The organism is Alteribacillus sp. HJP-4 (assembly GCF_042139015.1).
GTDB lineage: Bacteria > Bacillota > Bacilli > Bacillales > Marinococcaceae > JBHIKY01.
Genome location: NZ_JBHIKY010000005.1, coordinates 87,417 through 103,772 on the forward strand (window position 1 = coordinate 87,417; position 16,356 = coordinate 103,772).

The following is a 16,356-nucleotide window of genomic DNA, read 5'->3' on the forward strand; positions in this document are numbered from 1 at the left end:
TCGGGAAGATTTGGAGAAAGCAAAAAGGATATTAATGGAAAATATTAATACATGAAGCTTTTGACTGCGTGCAGCAAGAAAACAGTCACAGTCAAATAACCCCCGTAGCACTTGAGAAAGTGGACGGGGGTTTTTCGTCGTATAAAAATTGATCTTCGATGCCTGGATGAGGAAGCTGCCCGACGCATCCGCCTGTTTGAGGTGGTCTGCGCTGAATTAAAACAAGCACTGGGTATCAGACGGACAGGAGTTCCGTTATTCTGAAAAAATGTAAATCTACTTCATGGATGAGCTGCCTTTCCTGCCATTTGCTGCATCGCCGAATGCTTTTAACGCTTGTTTCTCCCGAGTCCGAATGCCCGCTCTGCTTTTTTCAATGTTTTAAAGGACGCTTTATTTGCTTTTTCAGCACCAAGATCTAAATGCCGATCGAGCTCGTCAGAATTTCTCAATTCGTCGTAGCGGTTCTGAACTGGCCGCAGCAGCTCTACCACTGCTTCTCCAACTGCAGTCTTAAAATATCCATAGCCTTTATCTGCAAAACGGGCTTCAATACTATTGAGCGATTCTCCGCTGCACAAAGAAAGAATAGACATCAAGTTGGATACACCCGGCTTCTTCTCACGGTCAAATCGTATTTCATTTTCAGAATCTGTCACGGCACTTTTCATTTTCTTCATGATCGTTTTTTCATCGTCGAGCATAGAAATATATGCTTTTTGATTTTCATCGGATTTACTCATTTTCTTCAACGGATTCTGCAGAGACATGATTCTTGCGCCCACCTTCGGTATCTGGACTTCCGGCACGGTGAAGATATCGTTGTATTTATGGTTAAACCGCTCTGCAAGATTGCGAGTCAGCTCTAAATGTTGTTTTTGATCCTCTCCAACAGGAACGATATCTGTGTTGTACAGTAAAATATCTGCTGCCATAAGTGGCGGATAGGTCAGAAGCGCAGAAGATACGGCTTCTTTGCCTTCTGCTTTATCCTTAAACTGTGTCATTCTTTCCAATTCCCCAATATAACTAATGCATTGCATCATCCAGCCGAGCTGCGCATGCGCGGGGACCTCAGATTGAATAAATAAAGTAGATTGATCCGGGTCAATTCCTGTTGCTAAATAAAGTGCGGCAAGGCTGCGTATATTTTGGCGCAGCTTAATTTTATCCTGGGGAACGGTGATGGCATGCTGATCGACAATACAAAAATAACAATTATTCTCTTCCTGCATCGCTACAAAATGCTTCATCGCTCCTAAGTAATTTCCAAGCGTCAGCGTTCCGCTCGGCTGAATTCCTGAAAAGACCGTTTTCATCTTTCTTTTCATCCCTTCTGGACATACTCCATCTCTTATCTCATCTATCATATCGAAACGTATTGCATTCGTAAACTGTTCATGGACATGTCCCAGGCTTGTTTGACATATACATGATAAAAAAGCGGAGGGGTTCACTTATTTTTATGTTTCAAGGCAAGGTAGGCAGCATAAACTGGAATCGTGATAATAAGTAATACGGCAGTCAATTGTTTCGGTACATCTGGATAGGCATAGGACAACAGAATACTGGCAGCCACACACACCGCCAATATAAGAGCAGTTAATTGAACCTTCTGTAAGACGAGAATCACCTCCGCTATATTGTAAAGAAAGGAGACCAGGATGCCATTTCTTCATAAAAGACTATTATTTCTTGGGTTGTGCAGCTGTATACTGATCATTGGTTTATTTTATCAGGCTTCCAACCATCCTTCCAAAGAAGCGGTACAGGCAGTGGTTGATTCAAATGCTGCTCTGCCGGGAAGCGCTGCTCCAGATGCAGAAGTAACAGGTTTGAATGACCAGTCTTACCAGCTGCGGTCCTTTTTTGGGAAGCCGGTCCTGCTTACTTTTTTCACGACGTGGTGTGAGATCTGCCAAGAGGAAATACCAGCATTGTCCAATTATTACGAAAAAAACTCTGATCAGCTCCGTGTGATTGCTGTGAATGCAACCTCACAGGAAACAAGCATTCAGGATGTAAAAAACTTCGCCAGCCAGGGCCAGCTGAAAATGCCGGTTCTGCTTGATGACAGCGGCGAAGCGATGGATGCCTACCAAATTACTGGTGTTCCGATTTCGTATTTAATCGATGAAGACGGAGCCGTTGTTCGTACATTTTATGGAAAAATAGATCCTCAGGAAATTGACGGCCTGCTTGATCAATAACTATGTGAAGTCCGCAGCTGACAGACAGCGCGGATTTTTTATTCTGAGGACGTAGTCTTGGTGCTGACAGGAGATCCGTTATTCTATTAATCATATAATTCATAAAAAAAGCCACGTTAACGAACTGATTGAAAGGGGTGGCATGCCAGGTTCTACAAAAACGATCGAGTTTTTTCGATAAAAAATTTGAAAACCGGCAGGAATTTACTTGCCGGAAGGCAAAGAGAGTAGGGTACATAAATTAAAAGTGAAGGAGTTCTATACGATGAAATTTTTTGCAGCCATATTACCGATGAAAGACAAAGAGCTCAGCGAAAAACACCGGCCGGCACACCTGGCTTTTTTAGAAAAGCTTCACGCGGAAGGAACCATCGCAGCATACGGACGTTTTGCGGACGGTGCCGGAGGCTTAATTATTTACCGGGTTGATTCCTATGAAACAGCAGAAGGTTATGTGAAGCAGGATCCATTTGTGATTGAAGGCGCCAGAAATTATGAAATTCATGAGTGGAGCATGGTATCAAACGAATGGTCATAAGGAGGTAATGCGTTGTGAAGAAACTTGGGTTTATCGGCCTTGGCAATATGGGAATGCCAATGGCGGTTAACTTAGTAAAAGCAGGCTATGAGGTTTACGGATTGAACCGGTCGAAAGGCAAAGAAAAGACATTTGAAGATGCCGGCGGCAAAGCTGGAATGGATCTGCCGGATTTTGTTGCGGCAGTAGATGTTGTAATGACGTGCCTGCCGGTCCCGGCAGATGTGGAAAATATGATTCTTGGTGAAAACGGCGTATTATCCTACGCCCGTGAAGGCCAGCTGATTATAGATTTTAGTACAGTTACTCCTTCTCTGCATTCGAGAATCGAAGAGGCAGCTTCCGCCAAACAGGTAAAGTACCTGGATGCTCCTGTAAGCGGCGGCACTACCGGTGCGGAAGCCGGATCGCTTGCTGTAATGGTCGGAGGCAGTGAAGCTGCATTTTCAGAAGCAGAGCCATATTTTGATGTCGTCGGAGCAAATGTGACACATGCAGGTCCGATTGGAAATGGAACTAAAGTGAAGCTGATCAACCAATACATGGTTGGCATGCACACAGCCGCAGTCAGTGAGGGGCTCTACCTTGCAGAAGCGGCAGGGATTGACCAGGAGCTTCTCTATAAAGTGTTGAGCGGTGGATTTGCGCAGAGTAAAATCTTTGACCGGCACTACACTCAGTTTATCTCTCAGGAAAAAGATGAACCGGGATTTGCGTTAAAGCTGCTGCTGAAGGATCTCGGACTTGTCGAGGAATTGGCAGGACAAGCGAATGTACAGCTTTCAGCGGGGGCTGAAGTCCGTTCGTTATTTGAAAAAGCGGATGAAAGCGGACTCGGTGACAAAGATATGAGTGTACTTTATCAATTTGTTAAACATCACGAGTCGAAATAAATCGAGAAGCTGTCACATCTATTGTGGCAGTTTTTTCATTGTTCAGCACTTTAGTTGGTTGAAGTTGACGAAGAGAGCACCCATTGCCTGTTTTGAGTGAGGAATAATTATAAGGGGAGTTATCATTATAGGATTATTTAGCCGTAGGAGCAGAAAAAAAGAGCCTATCGGCTGCAGACGAAAGTCTTTCTTATTATGTAAAAGGATGATGCGGAGCGGATAAAGCCGCTTCCGATCATTTTTCTGAATCAGCTCGATTCCTGGAGAGAACGCTTTTCAAGAGCACGCGCAATTTTCTCATCTAAATCTCTGATTTTTTTTCTTGCTTTCGAATCGGAAATGGTTCGATAGTGATGATTGCCGTCGGGTTCTTCATCGAGTTCATCGGCTTTGGCCACCACATATTGAAGCGTACTTCGATTCAATTCTCCTACGGGAAGATATGAATCGGTATGCAGCAGAATTGCAAGCGCAATTTCCTTCGCGCTTCGTCTGTCCTCACCGAGACGAATCAACAGTTTATGGGCACGCTCGGCACCTTTTATGGCATGAATGTCATTTTCCTTGTAAAGATCAAAATCCCATTCGCCGTTACTGTACCATTCATAATGTCCCATATCATGCAAAAACGCTGCTTTTGCTGCTAGATCAGGATTTACATCGTATTGCTGCGCAAGCCGAAAAGCATGCCAGGATGCCGAAATTGCATGAGCCAGCCCGGAACGTTTTACATATTTCTGGGTGATGGGGTGATCATAAATTTGTTCTAGCGTGACGTGTCTCACATTGCATCCCTCCTGCGCAAAATGTATATTTTTACTATTATACCGAGCGCAGGGTTGGAATGCAAGAGACAATAACACAATTTTATCAGCTGTAGATCTTGTATTTGTCCCATTTATTATCGACTAATGCAGCAATATCCTCACGTGTTTCTACTTCATCTGGATAAAATGGCTTCATTCTTGCATCGATAATGATTGGACCTTTGTAGCGAATATTATTTCGCACAATATCTGCATCAGCATACAAGTCGTAGGCAGGATCGAAACGGGTAAAGGTCGTCCAGAGGAATGTTGATTGAGCAGCGGCGATGTTTGCATCATCTACTAGAAAGACGAGAGGCCATTCGGCAAGGTGTTCATAGCCGCTTTCAAGAAGACGCTCAGCCAGGTTTTCGTCCTCCAGATATGCCTTTCCTGAAATCACAAGACAGCCGCGGCTGAAGGGCTGAACATCGGTGATGCCGGGGATTGTTCCGCCTTCATATGCATAAGGGAGCTCACGGCTTTTTTCACCGAGGCCTGTCATAATTGCCTTCGAACCAGTGTTTAATTTTCGGCCTGTATAATCAAGTGTATCCATGGAAGTGTCGTTCATAATTAATAGATCACGTTCAGGTTCAAACCGTTCAAGCACGGCTTCAAGCAGCTCTTTAAAATTGCTTAAATTCACAGGTTTACTTGTAACCATTAAAAACTTTGTTAATGTCAGCTGGCCCTCTCCCATGATCCTCAGCGCATGGGCAAGTCCTTCCTTGTAGTAGGATTCTCTGACAACCGCACCGGCAAGTGAATGAAAGCCGGTTTCCCCGTAAGTCCATAGGTCTTTGACACCATTCATGACAACCGGGAATATTGGGCTCATCAAGCGCTGCAGGTATTCTCCGATAAAATAATCCTCCTGGCGGGGTTTTCCTACAATCGTGGCCGGATAAACAGCATCCTTGCGTTTCCACATTTTATTGATGTGAAAAACCGGAAAGTCATGTGCGAGTGAGTAATAACCATAATGATCGCCGAATGGTCCTTCTGGTTCTCTCACGTGAGGAGGTACTTCTCCTCCAAACGCAAATTCTGCTTCTGCAAGCAGTCGGTGAGGATGATCCTTAACCTTTGTGACATTAATTTTGTCATCAAGAAGCAAGGAACCAAAAACGAGCTCCGGCACAGCTTCAGGCAGCGGCGCAATAGCTGAGACGATTAGAGCAGGAGGGCCTCCGATAAACAGACTGACGGGAAGTGATTCATTTTTTTGTTCGGCTACATGATGGTGAAAGCCGCCGCCTTTATGGATCTGCCAGTGCATTCCTGTTTTTTTATCATCTTTGATTTCAATACGGTACATACCGAGATTATGCTCATTTTCGTCCGGGTGTTCCGTATATACAAGCGGAAGAGTAACAAACGGATTGCTGTCATGATGCCATCCTGTTAATGCAGGCAGATCCTTCATGCTGAATTTTTTAGTTTCTATCTGTCGTACAGGTGCTTTTCCTTTGGAAACCTCCTTTACACCCATTTTCATCAGCTGGGAAAAAAGGCTTTTCTCTCCCCAGAGTCCTTTTGGGGTCGGAGGCATCAAGCTGTCCATTGCTCCGACAGCCTGTTTCACAAAGGCTTCCGGCTTTGGTCCAAATGCCATATCCACCCGCCTCGGAGTCCCAAAAAGGTTGGTGACGACTGGTGTTTTGGAGCCTTTTATTTTTGTAAAAAGCAGCGCCGGACCCTGTTCATCAATTACTCGGCGGTGGATCTCAGGGATCTCAAGGTAAGGGTCAACTTCTGTTTTGACTTCAACGATTTCTTTTTCTTTTTTCAACTGTTTCATAAACGAACGTAAATTAGAATGCAAAATAGGCCCTCCTTTATTTTCTCTCTGTAGTATACAAAACATAGAAACATAAGCATATAGAAAGGGTGTGAACGTTTACTTCCTAAGGAAGAAAATGGAGATAGTTTCGTGAAAAGGAAAAAATTAGGTTTTTTTGAGAATTTCTATTGGTGATATCTTTTTTCCTATGTATAATTTGTTACGGAAGGTTAACATTGCATACATATTGAAATATTTTGAAGGAAACTAATTTTATAAGAGGGCAGGGACATCAATGAAAAAATCAATAATAGCGTGCGCGGCGATAATGACAGCGGTCGGGTGTATGGCGACTGAGCAGGTAAAGGCAGAGGAACATGATATCTCGTTTCATACATATAAGGAAACAAGTGAAAATGAAAAGCAGCTGGGAGAGAATATGAGTCGTTTTTTTTATGATTCAGGATATGATTTTGAATATCCGGAGGCTGTGCGCGGTACATATGTCACGGGTCATTCAGCAGGAGGATCCCTTTTTGAAAAATTAATAAACTTGACCAATGAAACGGATTTAAATGCCATGGTCATTGATATTAAAGACGATTTTGGAAATCTTACTTTCCGGCCTACGAAAGAAATTGACCTTCCTGATATCGGAAAGAATTTTATTAAAGATCCAATTGCAATGATGGATAAACTTGAAGAGAATGAGATATACCCGATCGCGCGTATTGTTGTTTTTAAGGATACGGTGTTAGCAGAAGAAAATCCAGAGCTCTCATTTCAGGAAAATGGCCAGGTGTGGAAAAATGGCAGTGGAGAAGCTTTTGTAAATCCTTACGAAAAAGATGTGTGGGATTATAACATCAAAATAGCAAAAGAAGCTGCTAAAATGGGTTTCCGCGAGATTCAATTTGATTATGTAAGGTTTCCGGAAGGTTTTGAAACAAGAGATGAGGAGCTCGAGTATTCGAGAGGAGACTTCGGCAAGGAAGGGGACAACGTCCAGCAGCGGGTAAATGCTGTAACGAGTTTCGTTGAATATGCCAGAGAAGAACTGAATCAAGAATTTGATGTGGATGTCTCAGTTGATATCTTCGGGTATTCCGCTACGATTGAAGAAGCACCAGGCATCGGACAAAATTTTTCAAAAATCTCCGATAACGTGGATGTAATTTCATCAATGATTTATCCGAGCCACTGGACGCCTTACTTTGGACTGGATAAGCCGGATCTTTATCCGTATGAGCTCACTAAGGAATATGCCAAGGTTGAAAATGAAATTTTAGGTGAGCTTGATGAAGCACCTGTTTCGAGACCGTGGATTCAAGATTTCACTGCGAGCTGGCTCGGTTCAGGAAATTACCTTGACTACGGAAAAGAAGAAGTAGAGGATCAAATCCGGGCACTTAATGAAGAAGGAATAGATGAATTTCTGCTCTGGAATGCCACTAATAATTATACTGAAGGGGTAGACTATACTCCCTAAAGAAAGAAGCTCAGGCAAGCTGCTGGGCGTGAATGAATGAAAAACAGTCGTGACGGCTAAGCTAAAGCGTATAATGTAACATTTGAATGCTGAGCGTTTTAAAAAAAGATTTAAATAATTGCCTATTTCGAGATATAATAGAAGAAATAGATGTGACGGAGGCGTGATAAGCCGATGAACTGGTACGAGAAATTAAATCAATACTTCCCAGTTGAAGAAATGAAATCAAAAGAGCATATGGAACTGCTTCTTAAGGAAAAAGGAGACATCTACTATAAAGATGAAGGTCCTTATCACGTGGTTATGTATGTGGAAACCGACACATTCGTTTTTATTGATTATATTTTTGTATCGAAGGAAGCACGGGGCCAGGGACTCGGCAACAAGCTTCTTGATAAATACAAGCAAAAAGGAAAGCCGATTATCCTCGAAGTGGAACCGCTGGATTATGAGGATTCCGATAATGAAAAAAGACTTAAGTTTTATCAGCGTGCCGGCTTTAAACATGCTACTTCCATCGGCTACAGCCGTCGTTCTCTTGCGACAAAGGAGATAAATGATTTGGAAATTCTTTACTGGTCACCTGAAAACGAATCGGAAGAGAGTATTTTCAACAAAATGAAGCATACGTATGAAACGATTCATACGTACAAGGACAAAGAACTGTACGGCGAATCCTACCAAAGTGCAGATGAAGTATTGTCCTATGAAGATACCTCTAAAAAAGAAGAAGCGTAATTTTTGTCTTTATCCTATTCCTTCTTGAACACAGTGAACTGACAATTGACATAAGCAGTCTTCCAGTTAGGAGGGAACCAGCGATGAAAAACAAACAAAAGCAGTTAAAACGAAAGAAAAAACGGGAAGTGATTAAAGAGCTTCTCCGTAAAAATCTGAAGGACTGGAACAAGCTGCCTCAGACTGACCGAGGCGGGTCATCAAGTGCTTCATCTAAAACCTCCGCATAATTTATGCGATAGGAACTCAGCACACAGAACCCGGATGTTCCATCCGGGTTTTTGTTTGTCACAACTTTTTCACAAGTAAATAACTTTCCAGGTTTTAACCCGCAGATAATAAGGTATATATAGAACAGATATTTATTCTTGCAATAAATATCATTGTATAATAACTGTAGAAGTTTATTGAAAACTCTTTTCAAATTAGAATAATTATTGTATAATTACTAATGTAAAGAAAAGAGAACAGATAAATTATCATTTTCGTAATATTATTCACCTTGGAGATCAAGGAAGGGAGAGATTCAATAAAATGGTAAACCTGCTGACATCACCAAGCTGCACCTCGTGCCGTAAAGCGAAAGCGTGGCTTGAAGAGAATAATATTCCTTACAAAGAACGCAACATATTTGCTTCGCCTCTCACTGTGGAAGAAGTAAAAGAAATCGTCCGTCTGACGGAGGACGGCACGGATGAAATTGTTTCCAAACGTTCGAAGGTGTTCCAGGAGCTGGATGTTGAGCTTGAAAATCTCCCGCTTCAGCGTTTGTTTCAATTAATCAGTGAACATCCCGGGCTGCTCCGCCGTCCCATTATATTTGATGAAAAACGCCTGCAGGTAGGCTATAATGAGGCGGAAATCAGAAGATTCCTTCCTAGAAAAGTCCGGACATTTAATTTGATGGAAGCACAAAGAATGGTTAATTAAAGGATAAAATGAGGAACTTCTACTGAAAATATAGTAGAGGTTTTTCTTTTTTTCAACAATCCTTTTTATTCTCAATTAGATGCTGCTTAATTGATAACTAAATAATCAGATTATTTCATAATAAATATGAAGAAGTTAGTGTATTTTCCTTGACATGGACCGTACTTTCCTTGAAAATACATGTAACAATACTTGAGGAATACTCGCGTTTTCTCTTCATTTTTCGCTCCGCTCCCTCATAATAAAAAAAACTTCGGCGGGATGAGCATTGGTCCTTAACAACTTTAATCGAATCGTATAAAATATAGTAATACACGCGATAAGATTATTGTTGCCCGTCCCAGGGTACTATCTTAATGAGAGAGAGAAACAATCAGCGGTATCCACCTTATCTTTAAGGAGGGAGAAAATCGTGGAAATCGAAAGAATTAATGAATCAACTGTCAAATTTTATATCACTTATAAGGATATTGAAGACAGAGGGTTTGACAGAGATGAAATTTGGTATAATCGTGAACGTGGTGAAGAATTATTTTTTGAAATGATCAATGAAGCACACGATCACGAAAATTTTGAAATTGAGGGGCCGCTTTGGATTCAGGTTCAAGCGATGGACAACGGCATGGAAATTGTCGTAACCCGTGGTCAAATTTCCGATGGTAATGTAAAACTGGAAATTCCTGTATCTCAAAATAAAGGCGAAGATATGCCAGTTGATGATAACATCGTTGACATGCTTGACGAACAATTCCGTTCCTCGCAGAAATCACGTCAGGGTCAAGGGACTCTTGATTCAGAAGAGCTCGAAATTGTCATTGTTTTCCGGGATCTTGAGGATCTGCTTTCTTTGAGTAAAGCGTTCGTTGCAGAAAACATCAAAAATGAAGTGTACCATTTTGAAGGAAAATATTACCTTTACTTCTTATTTGATAACACGTATACCGAAGAAGTACAGGACGATATGGTCAGTCATGTATTAGAATACGGTGAAGAATCAGATGTTTCTATCCACCGCATTCGTGAATATGGCAAGACAATCATTGACGAAAAAGGTCTGGAAACATTGCGAACTAACTTTTCTTAAATTGAAACCACTGCCAGCTCTTAAAATAAGGGCTGGTTTTTTTGTACTTTAGAAAATATCTAATTGTAGGAATGAATTTCAAGCATTGGCAGTGATGAAATGAGGTAAGACCAGAGGATTAAACTTGTGGAACCGGAAAGAAAGCAGGCAGGGGGAGGAAATAATTATTCCAGTGGGAAGGAATTACACGTTACACGTGGAATATATTAAAGTGCTTTTCTTCCTCATCCCCACATCCCCGAAAGGAGTTCCTCATGTTTAACGCTCTCACTGCGAACAATCATGTCATATCCCTTCTTACAAATGACGTCGGCCCACTGCCGCCTGGCCCCTATTATTGCCCTGTCTGCCGCAGAGAAGTGCGATATAAGAATGGCAGCCTGCGTCATCCGCATTTTGCCCATAAAATAGAAGAAGCATGCCACGGGCAGTCAGAACCCGAATCAGAGGATCATCTGCAGGCAAAGCTGCAGTTGTATGAATGGCTGAAAAGACATCAAATCCAGCCGAATCTTGAACGGTATTATCCGTCTATCCGTCGCCGGGCTGATCTTAGTTTTCATGTGAAAGGTCAGCATTTTGTGATTGAATATCAGGCTGCTGACGTTTCTGTTCAAGAATGTGCGGCACGGACATCTGATTACCGCCGTCTTCTTATAGAGCCAATCTGGGTATGGTCCTCAAAACGCCGACGTTCATTCAAGCATGGAGAATATTCCATTCATCAAAGTGAGTGGAGTACAATGCGGGATACCCCCTCAGGACGTCTTATCGTGCTTACTTATCTGGATACAGCTGCAAGGTCTCTGCAATTCCTATATCCACACGCAACCACCTCACTGTCCCGAAGCAAGGCATCAGTTGAGCCGTATGCTCTGGCTTCTGCTTTTCCTTCGCTGCTATTACAGCCTCCAGAGCCTTCATTCTTCCTTTCCGTTTCGAAACCACAATGGCTGTATCAAAAGCAAAAATGGAGATTTGGCAGAAATCATTGGCGAGGTAAACGGGATACTGCCTATCTTCGATCCATGTTTGCATCCAACCGCTCTGATATACCCTTTTTCCCAGCTGAAGCCGGCTGGCCGCATCTCGGTATGGAAGCTCTGGTGTCACCCCCTTATGTGTGGCAGAGCTGGATGCTCCTTTATTTACAGGAGCATACCAAGATCAATCAAACCTTCCCCGCCTCCTTTGTTCGTCATGCACTGTCCATGTGCATAGAGCAGGGAATTTTCACAGAACGACCGTTTTTATACTTACCTAATCGAAAGGAGGTAATGCTGGAGCATTACTTTCATGAGCTGAAGAAAGTACAGCTTTTAATAAAAGAAAGAACTCATTGGAAGTGGGGGCGGCCCCTCTATATCCCGAATTCTTTAAATGAGGCGTACGAAAGGGATAAATATTGGGCAGACCGCATATGGTAAGACGGAGAAATTTTCCTCAGGATTGGAGTTTTTTTCATACATTATGTAAAATTGGTAGAGACTATTGGAGGTGTTCTAATGAGCCAGACGGTAAAACAATTACCGAAACGTGATGAAGTGGAAGAACAGTATACGTGGGATCTGGAAGATATCTTCTCCACGGATGAGGAGTGGGAAAAAGAGTTTCGCGCAATTAAAGAGACACTGCCGGAGTTAAAGAATTATCATGGAAAATTAGATCAATCGGCGAATACACTTTATAACGGATTAAAGCTGCAGGATGAGATTGCTGAACGCTTTGGCAGACTATTTACTTATGCACATATGAGATATGACCAGGATACAGGCAATTCGTTTTATCAAGGATTAGAAGACCGGGCTTCCAGCCTTGCTTCTACTATCGGCCAGTCGATGGCATTTATCGTACCGGAAATTTTATCGATTCCAGAGGAAAAAGTAAAGCAATTTCTGCAGGAAAGTGAAGAACTGCAGCTTTACCATCACGCCCTCGAAGAAATTAATGAACAACGGCCGCACATTCTAAGTGAATCCGAGGAATCAATCCTTGCTCAGGCTGCAGAAGTTACCGCCAGTCCAGGAAATACCTTTGGAATGCTGAACAATGCCGATCTCAAGTTCCCGACGATTCAGGACGAAAATGGAGAGGAAGTGCAGGTGACACATGGAAGAATTCTGCGCTTTTTTGAAAGCGATGATCGTCGTGTGCGCCGCGATGCCTTTCATGCAGTTTATGAAATGTATAAGAAATTCCGCAACACGTTTGCGAGTACATTAAATGGCCAGGTGAAAAAGAATTTATTTTCCGCGCGTGTTAGAAATTATGAGACAGCCAGGCAGGCAGCACTCAGCAAAAATCATATTCCGGAGGTGGTTTATGATCAGCTCGTCGATACGGTCAATGAAAATCTTCATCTTCTGCACCGCTATATTCGTTTAAGAAAACAAGTGCTCAACCTTGATGAAATTCATAATTATGATTTATATACACCTCTTATAAAAGATGTAAAAATGGAAGTAAGCTATGAGGAAGCTAAAAAAAATGTAGTAAAAGGTTTAGCTCCGCTTGGGGAAGAGTATGTTAAGAAAATTGAGGAAGGCTTTAACAGCCGCTGGATAGATGTGTATGAAAATGAAGGTAAACGCAGCGGCGCCTACTCATCTGGTGCCTATGGAACAATGCCGTATATTTTAATGAACTGGACCGACAATGTAAACAACATGTTTACACTTGCCCATGAGCTCGGCCATTCCATGCACAGTTATTACAGCCGAAAGACTCAGCCTTTCCCTTATTCAGATTATACGATATTTGTGGCTGAGGTCGCATCCACGGTGAATGAAGCGCTTTTGAATGATTATATGCTGAACACGACCGATGATAAAAGAAAAAAGATGTATTTATTGAATCATTTCCTTGAAGGCTTTCGCGGTACAGTTTTCCGTCAGACAATGTTTGCGGAGTTTGAACAGCTGATCCATGAAAAAGCAGAAGCCGGAGAGGCTTTGACACCGGATCTGCTTCAGGAAACGTATTATGCATTAAATGAAAAGTACTTTGGTGAGGATATGAACCTCGATGACGACATTGGTCTTGAATGGGCGAGGATTCCTCATTTTTATATGAATTTTTACGTGTATCAGTACGCGACAGGCTATAGTGCAGCGGCAGCATTGACAAGACAGATCCTTAATGAAGGCGCTCCTGCCGTTGAACGTTATCTGGACTTTTTGAAATCTGGAAGCTCCGATTATCCAATTGAAGTTCTGAAAAAGGCTGGGGTGGATATGACATCATCTGCTCCTGTAGAGGAAGCAATGAAGCTTTTTGAACAGACGCTTTCTGAAATGGAAGAGCTTCTTGAAGGAATAGAATAAGATAGGGCTGCCGCGGGTTAATTGATCCTCGGCAGCTTTTTTAGAATAAGAAAGTGATTTAGTTGATTTCATCTCTCCAGGCGGCCGCTTTCCGTGGGGCTTGTCTTCAACTAATTCCGCCTCAACAGAGCTTCGGCAGAATGGATTTTCAGACTACGCTGATCCCAGTGGAGTCGCCGCCTTCCGATCTTCAATCGAAGAATAAACACCGTATTAATTTAAGTCAAAGATAGTCGTGCGAAGGGGCAGGGACAAATCAAAAATGGCTTCTTCAAAGACGAATAATTAATTTCTATTGATAAGAAAAACAGAGCCAAAGCGCAGTCAAAATGCGAGACTCCCGCGGAAAGCGAAGGGTTTTGACGGAGCATTTTATGAAAACTCATGGCTAACAAACAATCCAGCAACATTCCCACGACGCACAGGACGTGGCAGGTTTTTATCGACCCGGAGTCGCCACCTTCCGTTCTTCAGGATAAAAAAACACCATAAGGGTGACTTTAAATTTCTCGTGTTGGAATTTATTCAAAGTCAAAGAATGACCGTACGAAGGCTGACATGTTTATGTGTCAGCTTTTTTCGTTGCAATATATAGGTACAATCGCGCTAATGCTGCTAAAAATACTTCTCCAAAGATAGTTAGACGATGAGCGAAAAGCTTGGGTCACGATGTTCTATGAAATTAATATATAACGTTGGAGGAGTCAACCGTTTCGGTTAGATGGAAACCCTTTAAATCTGCGGCGTTCATTTAAGAAAAAGACCGCTGAAAAGATGCTGATAAACATAAGAATGGCTCCAATGAAAGCAGGGAGAAAATTCATCAGCCCTAACAATAACAACACGTATCCGGCCATAATTCCAATCAAGGATAATATTACATACAGCATATATTTCACCTCTCTGCCAAGCTCTCATCATACTCTATGAACCCCGGACTGTCACTATGCAGAGAAATGATTAAAGGGTCAATGTATAAACGAATATTCGAAGCTTAAAAAAGCTGCCCGTATCAAAATGACACGCGGCAGCGGAGCTTACTTAATATAACGCCAGAATGTTCCGTATTTTACCGGAACCTTTTCCAGCTTTTGCTGCAGCAGAAGTTTTTTCAACCTGGCTTCTGCTTGTTTCTCGCTCCAGTCAAATACGACGGCGACCTCTTTTGTTGCAACAAAGGAATATCGGGATAGAAATTCCTCTAGATCAAGCTGAGCTCTCGCCTGGGGCGGCTCCCCAAGCATCTCTGTTAAGATGTCGATGTACACCTCATAAGGATAGAGGCCGGAAATCTTTAAGCCTCCGTCTTCTACACAATCATTAAAGAAAACAAAGGTGGGGGCACTGTCGACTTCCATCTCTTTAGTGGTTTTCATATCGCACTGAAGTGCTTTAATCGTACACTCGGAATGAATATCCTTTTGAAATTCAGCGACATCAAGACCGACACTTCTGGCACACTCTGTTAATACTTTTTCATCGGCAATGTTTTGCTTATCTAAAAAGAGCATTTCCCTAATTCTTCTGAAGAAAACCGCGGCGAGCTGTTTTCCCTGCATTTCCGCCGCTTTAATGGCTAGTGAGGGAGCGCAGGGAGAGTTCACAGGGTTCTCGTACCAAATATCACCATCACAGGACATTCCGGTGCGGGTGGCGGTTTTTTCATATCGTTCTGCGAGACTGCTGTTTTCTTTAATGCGATTCATTTCTCTCGTATTCCAGGAATCTAAATCTGCTGCTAAAAACAGCTTTAAAGAGAAATAATGGCCGTATTCGATGATCATTTTCTTCAGCGTAGGTTCAAACGCCCAGCATTCAGGACAGAGCGGATCTGTAAATACATAAAGCTCAAGTTTCTTCTTAGGTGCAGCTGTAATTTCTTTTTCTTCTTCAGGAGAAAGGCCGCAGATACCAAGATCATTATCACATTGCGGCAGACGTTTATTTCTCGCCATAATTCAGACTCCTTTCTGACTTAATCTTCAGGCGTGTTTACCATATGGTGTGCAGTATATGTTAGTCTTGAATAAATTTCGTCCCGCAATGGTCCTTCAAGCTGGATGTCATCCATTGCTTTTTCCATACAGGAAAGCCATGCCCGTGCACGTACAGGTGTAATTTCAAAAGGAAGATGCCGTGCTCTGAGTCGCGGGTGTCCATGCTCTTCAGTATATATAGGTGGTCCGCCTAAAAATTGAGTAAGAAACTGCTTTTGCTTTCTTGTTGTTTCTGTAAGATCGTCCGGAAAAATTGGTGTGAGATCCGGATGTACACTGACATAACTATAAAAAGCTTCTACGAGTTCGTCAATCACTTCGTGTCCGCCCAGGCTTTCAAATGCATTATTACCGTTCATCTGATATCTCCTTTTTCCCGTCACTAAATAATACCTTGTTTAAGATAACGGGTGTCATAGAAGAATGCAAGGAAAACGTCTTTAGGACTTCGATTAGTCAAGGTGGAATTCTCCGGACACTGGTCCCGCTATTTTCTCCAAAGCTGGATATTATAGCATTATCGGCCATGAGTTTCACTAACGGCCAAATAGTAAGCTGATTT

General features: G+C 42.4%; 17 protein-coding genes. 10 read left to right on the forward strand and 7 right to left on the reverse strand.

The window, feature by feature from the left end:
- Positions 1–329: 329 nt before the first annotated feature.
- Together trpS and ACE4RR_RS06115 are read right to left on the reverse strand one after the other, a co-directional pair.
- Positions 330–1,319: a tryptophan--tRNA ligase gene (gene trpS, locus ACE4RR_RS06110; RefSeq protein WP_375534520.1), complete on the reverse strand. Its 990-nt coding sequence runs from the start codon at positions 1,317–1,319 to the stop codon at positions 330–332.
- Positions 1,320–1,453: 134 nt separating this feature from the next.
- Positions 1,454–1,579, reverse strand: a complete 126-nt coding sequence (locus tag ACE4RR_RS06115) for a hypothetical protein (RefSeq protein WP_375534521.1) — start codon at positions 1,577–1,579, stop codon at positions 1,454–1,456.
- 85 nt (positions 1,580–1,664) lie between these two features.
- Between ACE4RR_RS06115 and ACE4RR_RS06120 the strand changes: the two genes are divergently transcribed.
- The 3 genes from ACE4RR_RS06120 to ACE4RR_RS06130 all read left to right on the forward strand — a co-directional run bounded on the left by ACE4RR_RS06120 (position 1,665) and on the right by ACE4RR_RS06130 (position 3,641).
- A complete protein-coding gene (locus ACE4RR_RS06120; RefSeq protein WP_375534522.1) occupies positions 1,665–2,210 on the forward strand; it encodes a TlpA family protein disulfide reductase in 546 nt (181 codons plus the stop codon).
- Positions 2,211–2,475: 265 nt separating this feature from the next.
- On the forward strand, positions 2,476–2,748 hold the full coding sequence (locus tag ACE4RR_RS06125; protein ID WP_375534523.1) for a YciI family protein: 273 nt from the start codon (positions 2,476–2,478) through the stop codon (positions 2,746–2,748).
- Between the two features lie 14 nt (positions 2,749–2,762).
- Entirely contained in the window at positions 2,763–3,641 is an 879-nt protein-coding gene (locus tag ACE4RR_RS06130) for an NAD(P)-dependent oxidoreductase (RefSeq protein ID WP_375534524.1), read from the forward strand.
- A gap of 248 nt (positions 3,642–3,889) precedes the next feature.
- Here the strand turns inward: ACE4RR_RS06130 and ACE4RR_RS06135 are convergent, their stop codons facing one another.
- Both ACE4RR_RS06135 and ACE4RR_RS06140 read right to left on the reverse strand, forming a co-directional pair.
- Entirely contained in the window at positions 3,890–4,426 is a 537-nt protein-coding gene (locus tag ACE4RR_RS06135; protein WP_375534525.1) for an HD domain-containing protein, read from the reverse strand.
- Between the two features lie 85 nt (positions 4,427–4,511).
- Positions 4,512–6,275: a UbiD family decarboxylase gene (locus tag ACE4RR_RS06140; protein WP_375534526.1), complete on the reverse strand. Its 1,764-nt coding sequence runs from the start codon at positions 6,273–6,275 to the stop codon at positions 4,512–4,514.
- 253 nt (positions 6,276–6,528) lie between these two features.
- Between ACE4RR_RS06140 and ACE4RR_RS06145 the strand changes: the two genes are divergently transcribed.
- The 7 genes from ACE4RR_RS06145 (at position 6,529) to pepF (ending at position 13,797) form a co-directional block, all read left to right on the forward strand.
- Positions 6,529–7,722 carry a putative glycoside hydrolase gene (locus tag ACE4RR_RS06145; RefSeq protein WP_375534527.1) on the forward strand — a complete coding sequence of 398 codons (1,194 nt, stop codon included), beginning with the start codon at positions 6,529–6,531 and terminating at the stop codon, positions 7,720–7,722.
- Between the two features lie 174 nt (positions 7,723–7,896).
- Complete coding sequence (locus ACE4RR_RS06150; protein WP_375534528.1) at positions 7,897–8,460, forward strand: GNAT family N-acetyltransferase; 564 nt, start codon at positions 7,897–7,899, stop codon at positions 8,458–8,460.
- Between the two features lie 83 nt (positions 8,461–8,543).
- Positions 8,544–8,690, forward strand: coding sequence for a hypothetical protein (locus ACE4RR_RS06155; protein WP_375534529.1), 147 nt, complete (start codon positions 8,544–8,546; stop codon positions 8,688–8,690).
- 304 nt (positions 8,691–8,994) lie between these two features.
- Positions 8,995–9,390 carry a transcriptional regulator SpxA gene (gene spxA, locus ACE4RR_RS06160; protein WP_375534530.1) on the forward strand — a complete coding sequence of 132 codons (396 nt, stop codon included), beginning with the start codon at positions 8,995–8,997 and terminating at the stop codon, positions 9,388–9,390.
- A 412-nt stretch (positions 9,391–9,802) separates the two neighbouring features.
- A complete protein-coding gene (mecA, locus tag ACE4RR_RS06165) occupies positions 9,803–10,474 on the forward strand; it encodes an adaptor protein MecA (RefSeq protein ID WP_375534531.1) in 672 nt (223 codons plus the stop codon).
- A gap of 254 nt (positions 10,475–10,728) precedes the next feature.
- A complete protein-coding gene (locus tag ACE4RR_RS06170; protein ID WP_375534532.1) occupies positions 10,729–11,901 on the forward strand; it encodes a competence protein CoiA in 1,173 nt (390 codons plus the stop codon).
- A 78-nt stretch (positions 11,902–11,979) separates the two neighbouring features.
- Positions 11,980–13,797 (forward strand): oligoendopeptidase F, encoded by a 1,818-nt coding sequence (gene pepF, locus ACE4RR_RS06175; RefSeq protein ID WP_375534533.1) that lies wholly within the window; start codon positions 11,980–11,982, stop codon positions 13,795–13,797.
- A 704-nt stretch (positions 13,798–14,501) separates the two neighbouring features.
- Here the strand turns inward: pepF and ACE4RR_RS06180 are convergent.
- From ACE4RR_RS06180 to ACE4RR_RS06190, 3 genes are all read right to left on the reverse strand, one after another.
- Positions 14,502–14,687, reverse strand: coding sequence for a hypothetical protein (locus ACE4RR_RS06180; RefSeq protein ID WP_375534534.1), 186 nt, complete (start codon positions 14,685–14,687; stop codon positions 14,502–14,504).
- A gap of 147 nt (positions 14,688–14,834) precedes the next feature.
- Positions 14,835–15,752: a ClpXP adapter SpxH family protein gene (locus ACE4RR_RS06185; RefSeq protein WP_375534535.1), complete on the reverse strand. Its 918-nt coding sequence runs from the start codon at positions 15,750–15,752 to the stop codon at positions 14,835–14,837.
- Positions 15,753–15,772: 20 nt separating this feature from the next.
- A complete protein-coding gene (locus ACE4RR_RS06190) occupies positions 15,773–16,153 on the reverse strand; it encodes a globin domain-containing protein (RefSeq protein WP_375534536.1) in 381 nt (126 codons plus the stop codon).
- Positions 16,154–16,356 lie beyond the last annotated feature (203 nt).

Coding starts and splice junctions, on each gene's coding strand:
- ACE4RR_RS06155 (WP_375534529.1), top strand. CDS start 8,544: ATGAAAAACAAACAAAAGCAGTTAAAACGAAAGAAAAAACGGGAAGTG.
- ACE4RR_RS06185 (WP_375534535.1), bottom strand. CDS start 15,752: ATGGCGAGAAATAAACGTCTGCCGCAATGTGATAATGATCTTGGTATC.
- ACE4RR_RS06120 (WP_375534522.1), top strand. CDS start 1,665: ATGCCATTTCTTCATAAAAGACTATTATTTCTTGGGTTGTGCAGCTGT.
- ACE4RR_RS06170 (WP_375534532.1), top strand. CDS start 10,729: ATGTTTAACGCTCTCACTGCGAACAATCATGTCATATCCCTTCTTACA.
- ACE4RR_RS06190 (WP_375534536.1), bottom strand. CDS start 16,153: ATGAACGGTAATAATGCATTTGAAAGCCTGGGCGGACACGAAGTGATT.
- ACE4RR_RS06150 (WP_375534528.1), top strand. CDS start 7,897: ATGAACTGGTACGAGAAATTAAATCAATACTTCCCAGTTGAAGAAATG.
- ACE4RR_RS06145 (WP_375534527.1), top strand. CDS start 6,529: ATGAAAAAATCAATAATAGCGTGCGCGGCGATAATGACAGCGGTCGGG.
- ACE4RR_RS06125 (WP_375534523.1), top strand. CDS start 2,476: ATGAAATTTTTTGCAGCCATATTACCGATGAAAGACAAAGAGCTCAGC.
- spxA (WP_375534530.1), top strand. CDS start 8,995: ATGGTAAACCTGCTGACATCACCAAGCTGCACCTCGTGCCGTAAAGCG.
- pepF (WP_375534533.1), top strand. CDS start 11,980: ATGAGCCAGACGGTAAAACAATTACCGAAACGTGATGAAGTGGAAGAA.
- trpS (WP_375534520.1), bottom strand. CDS start 1,319: ATGAAAACGGTCTTTTCAGGAATTCAGCCGAGCGGAACGCTGACGCTT.
- ACE4RR_RS06180 (WP_375534534.1), bottom strand. CDS start 14,687: ATGCTGTATGTAATATTATCCTTGATTGGAATTATGGCCGGATACGTG.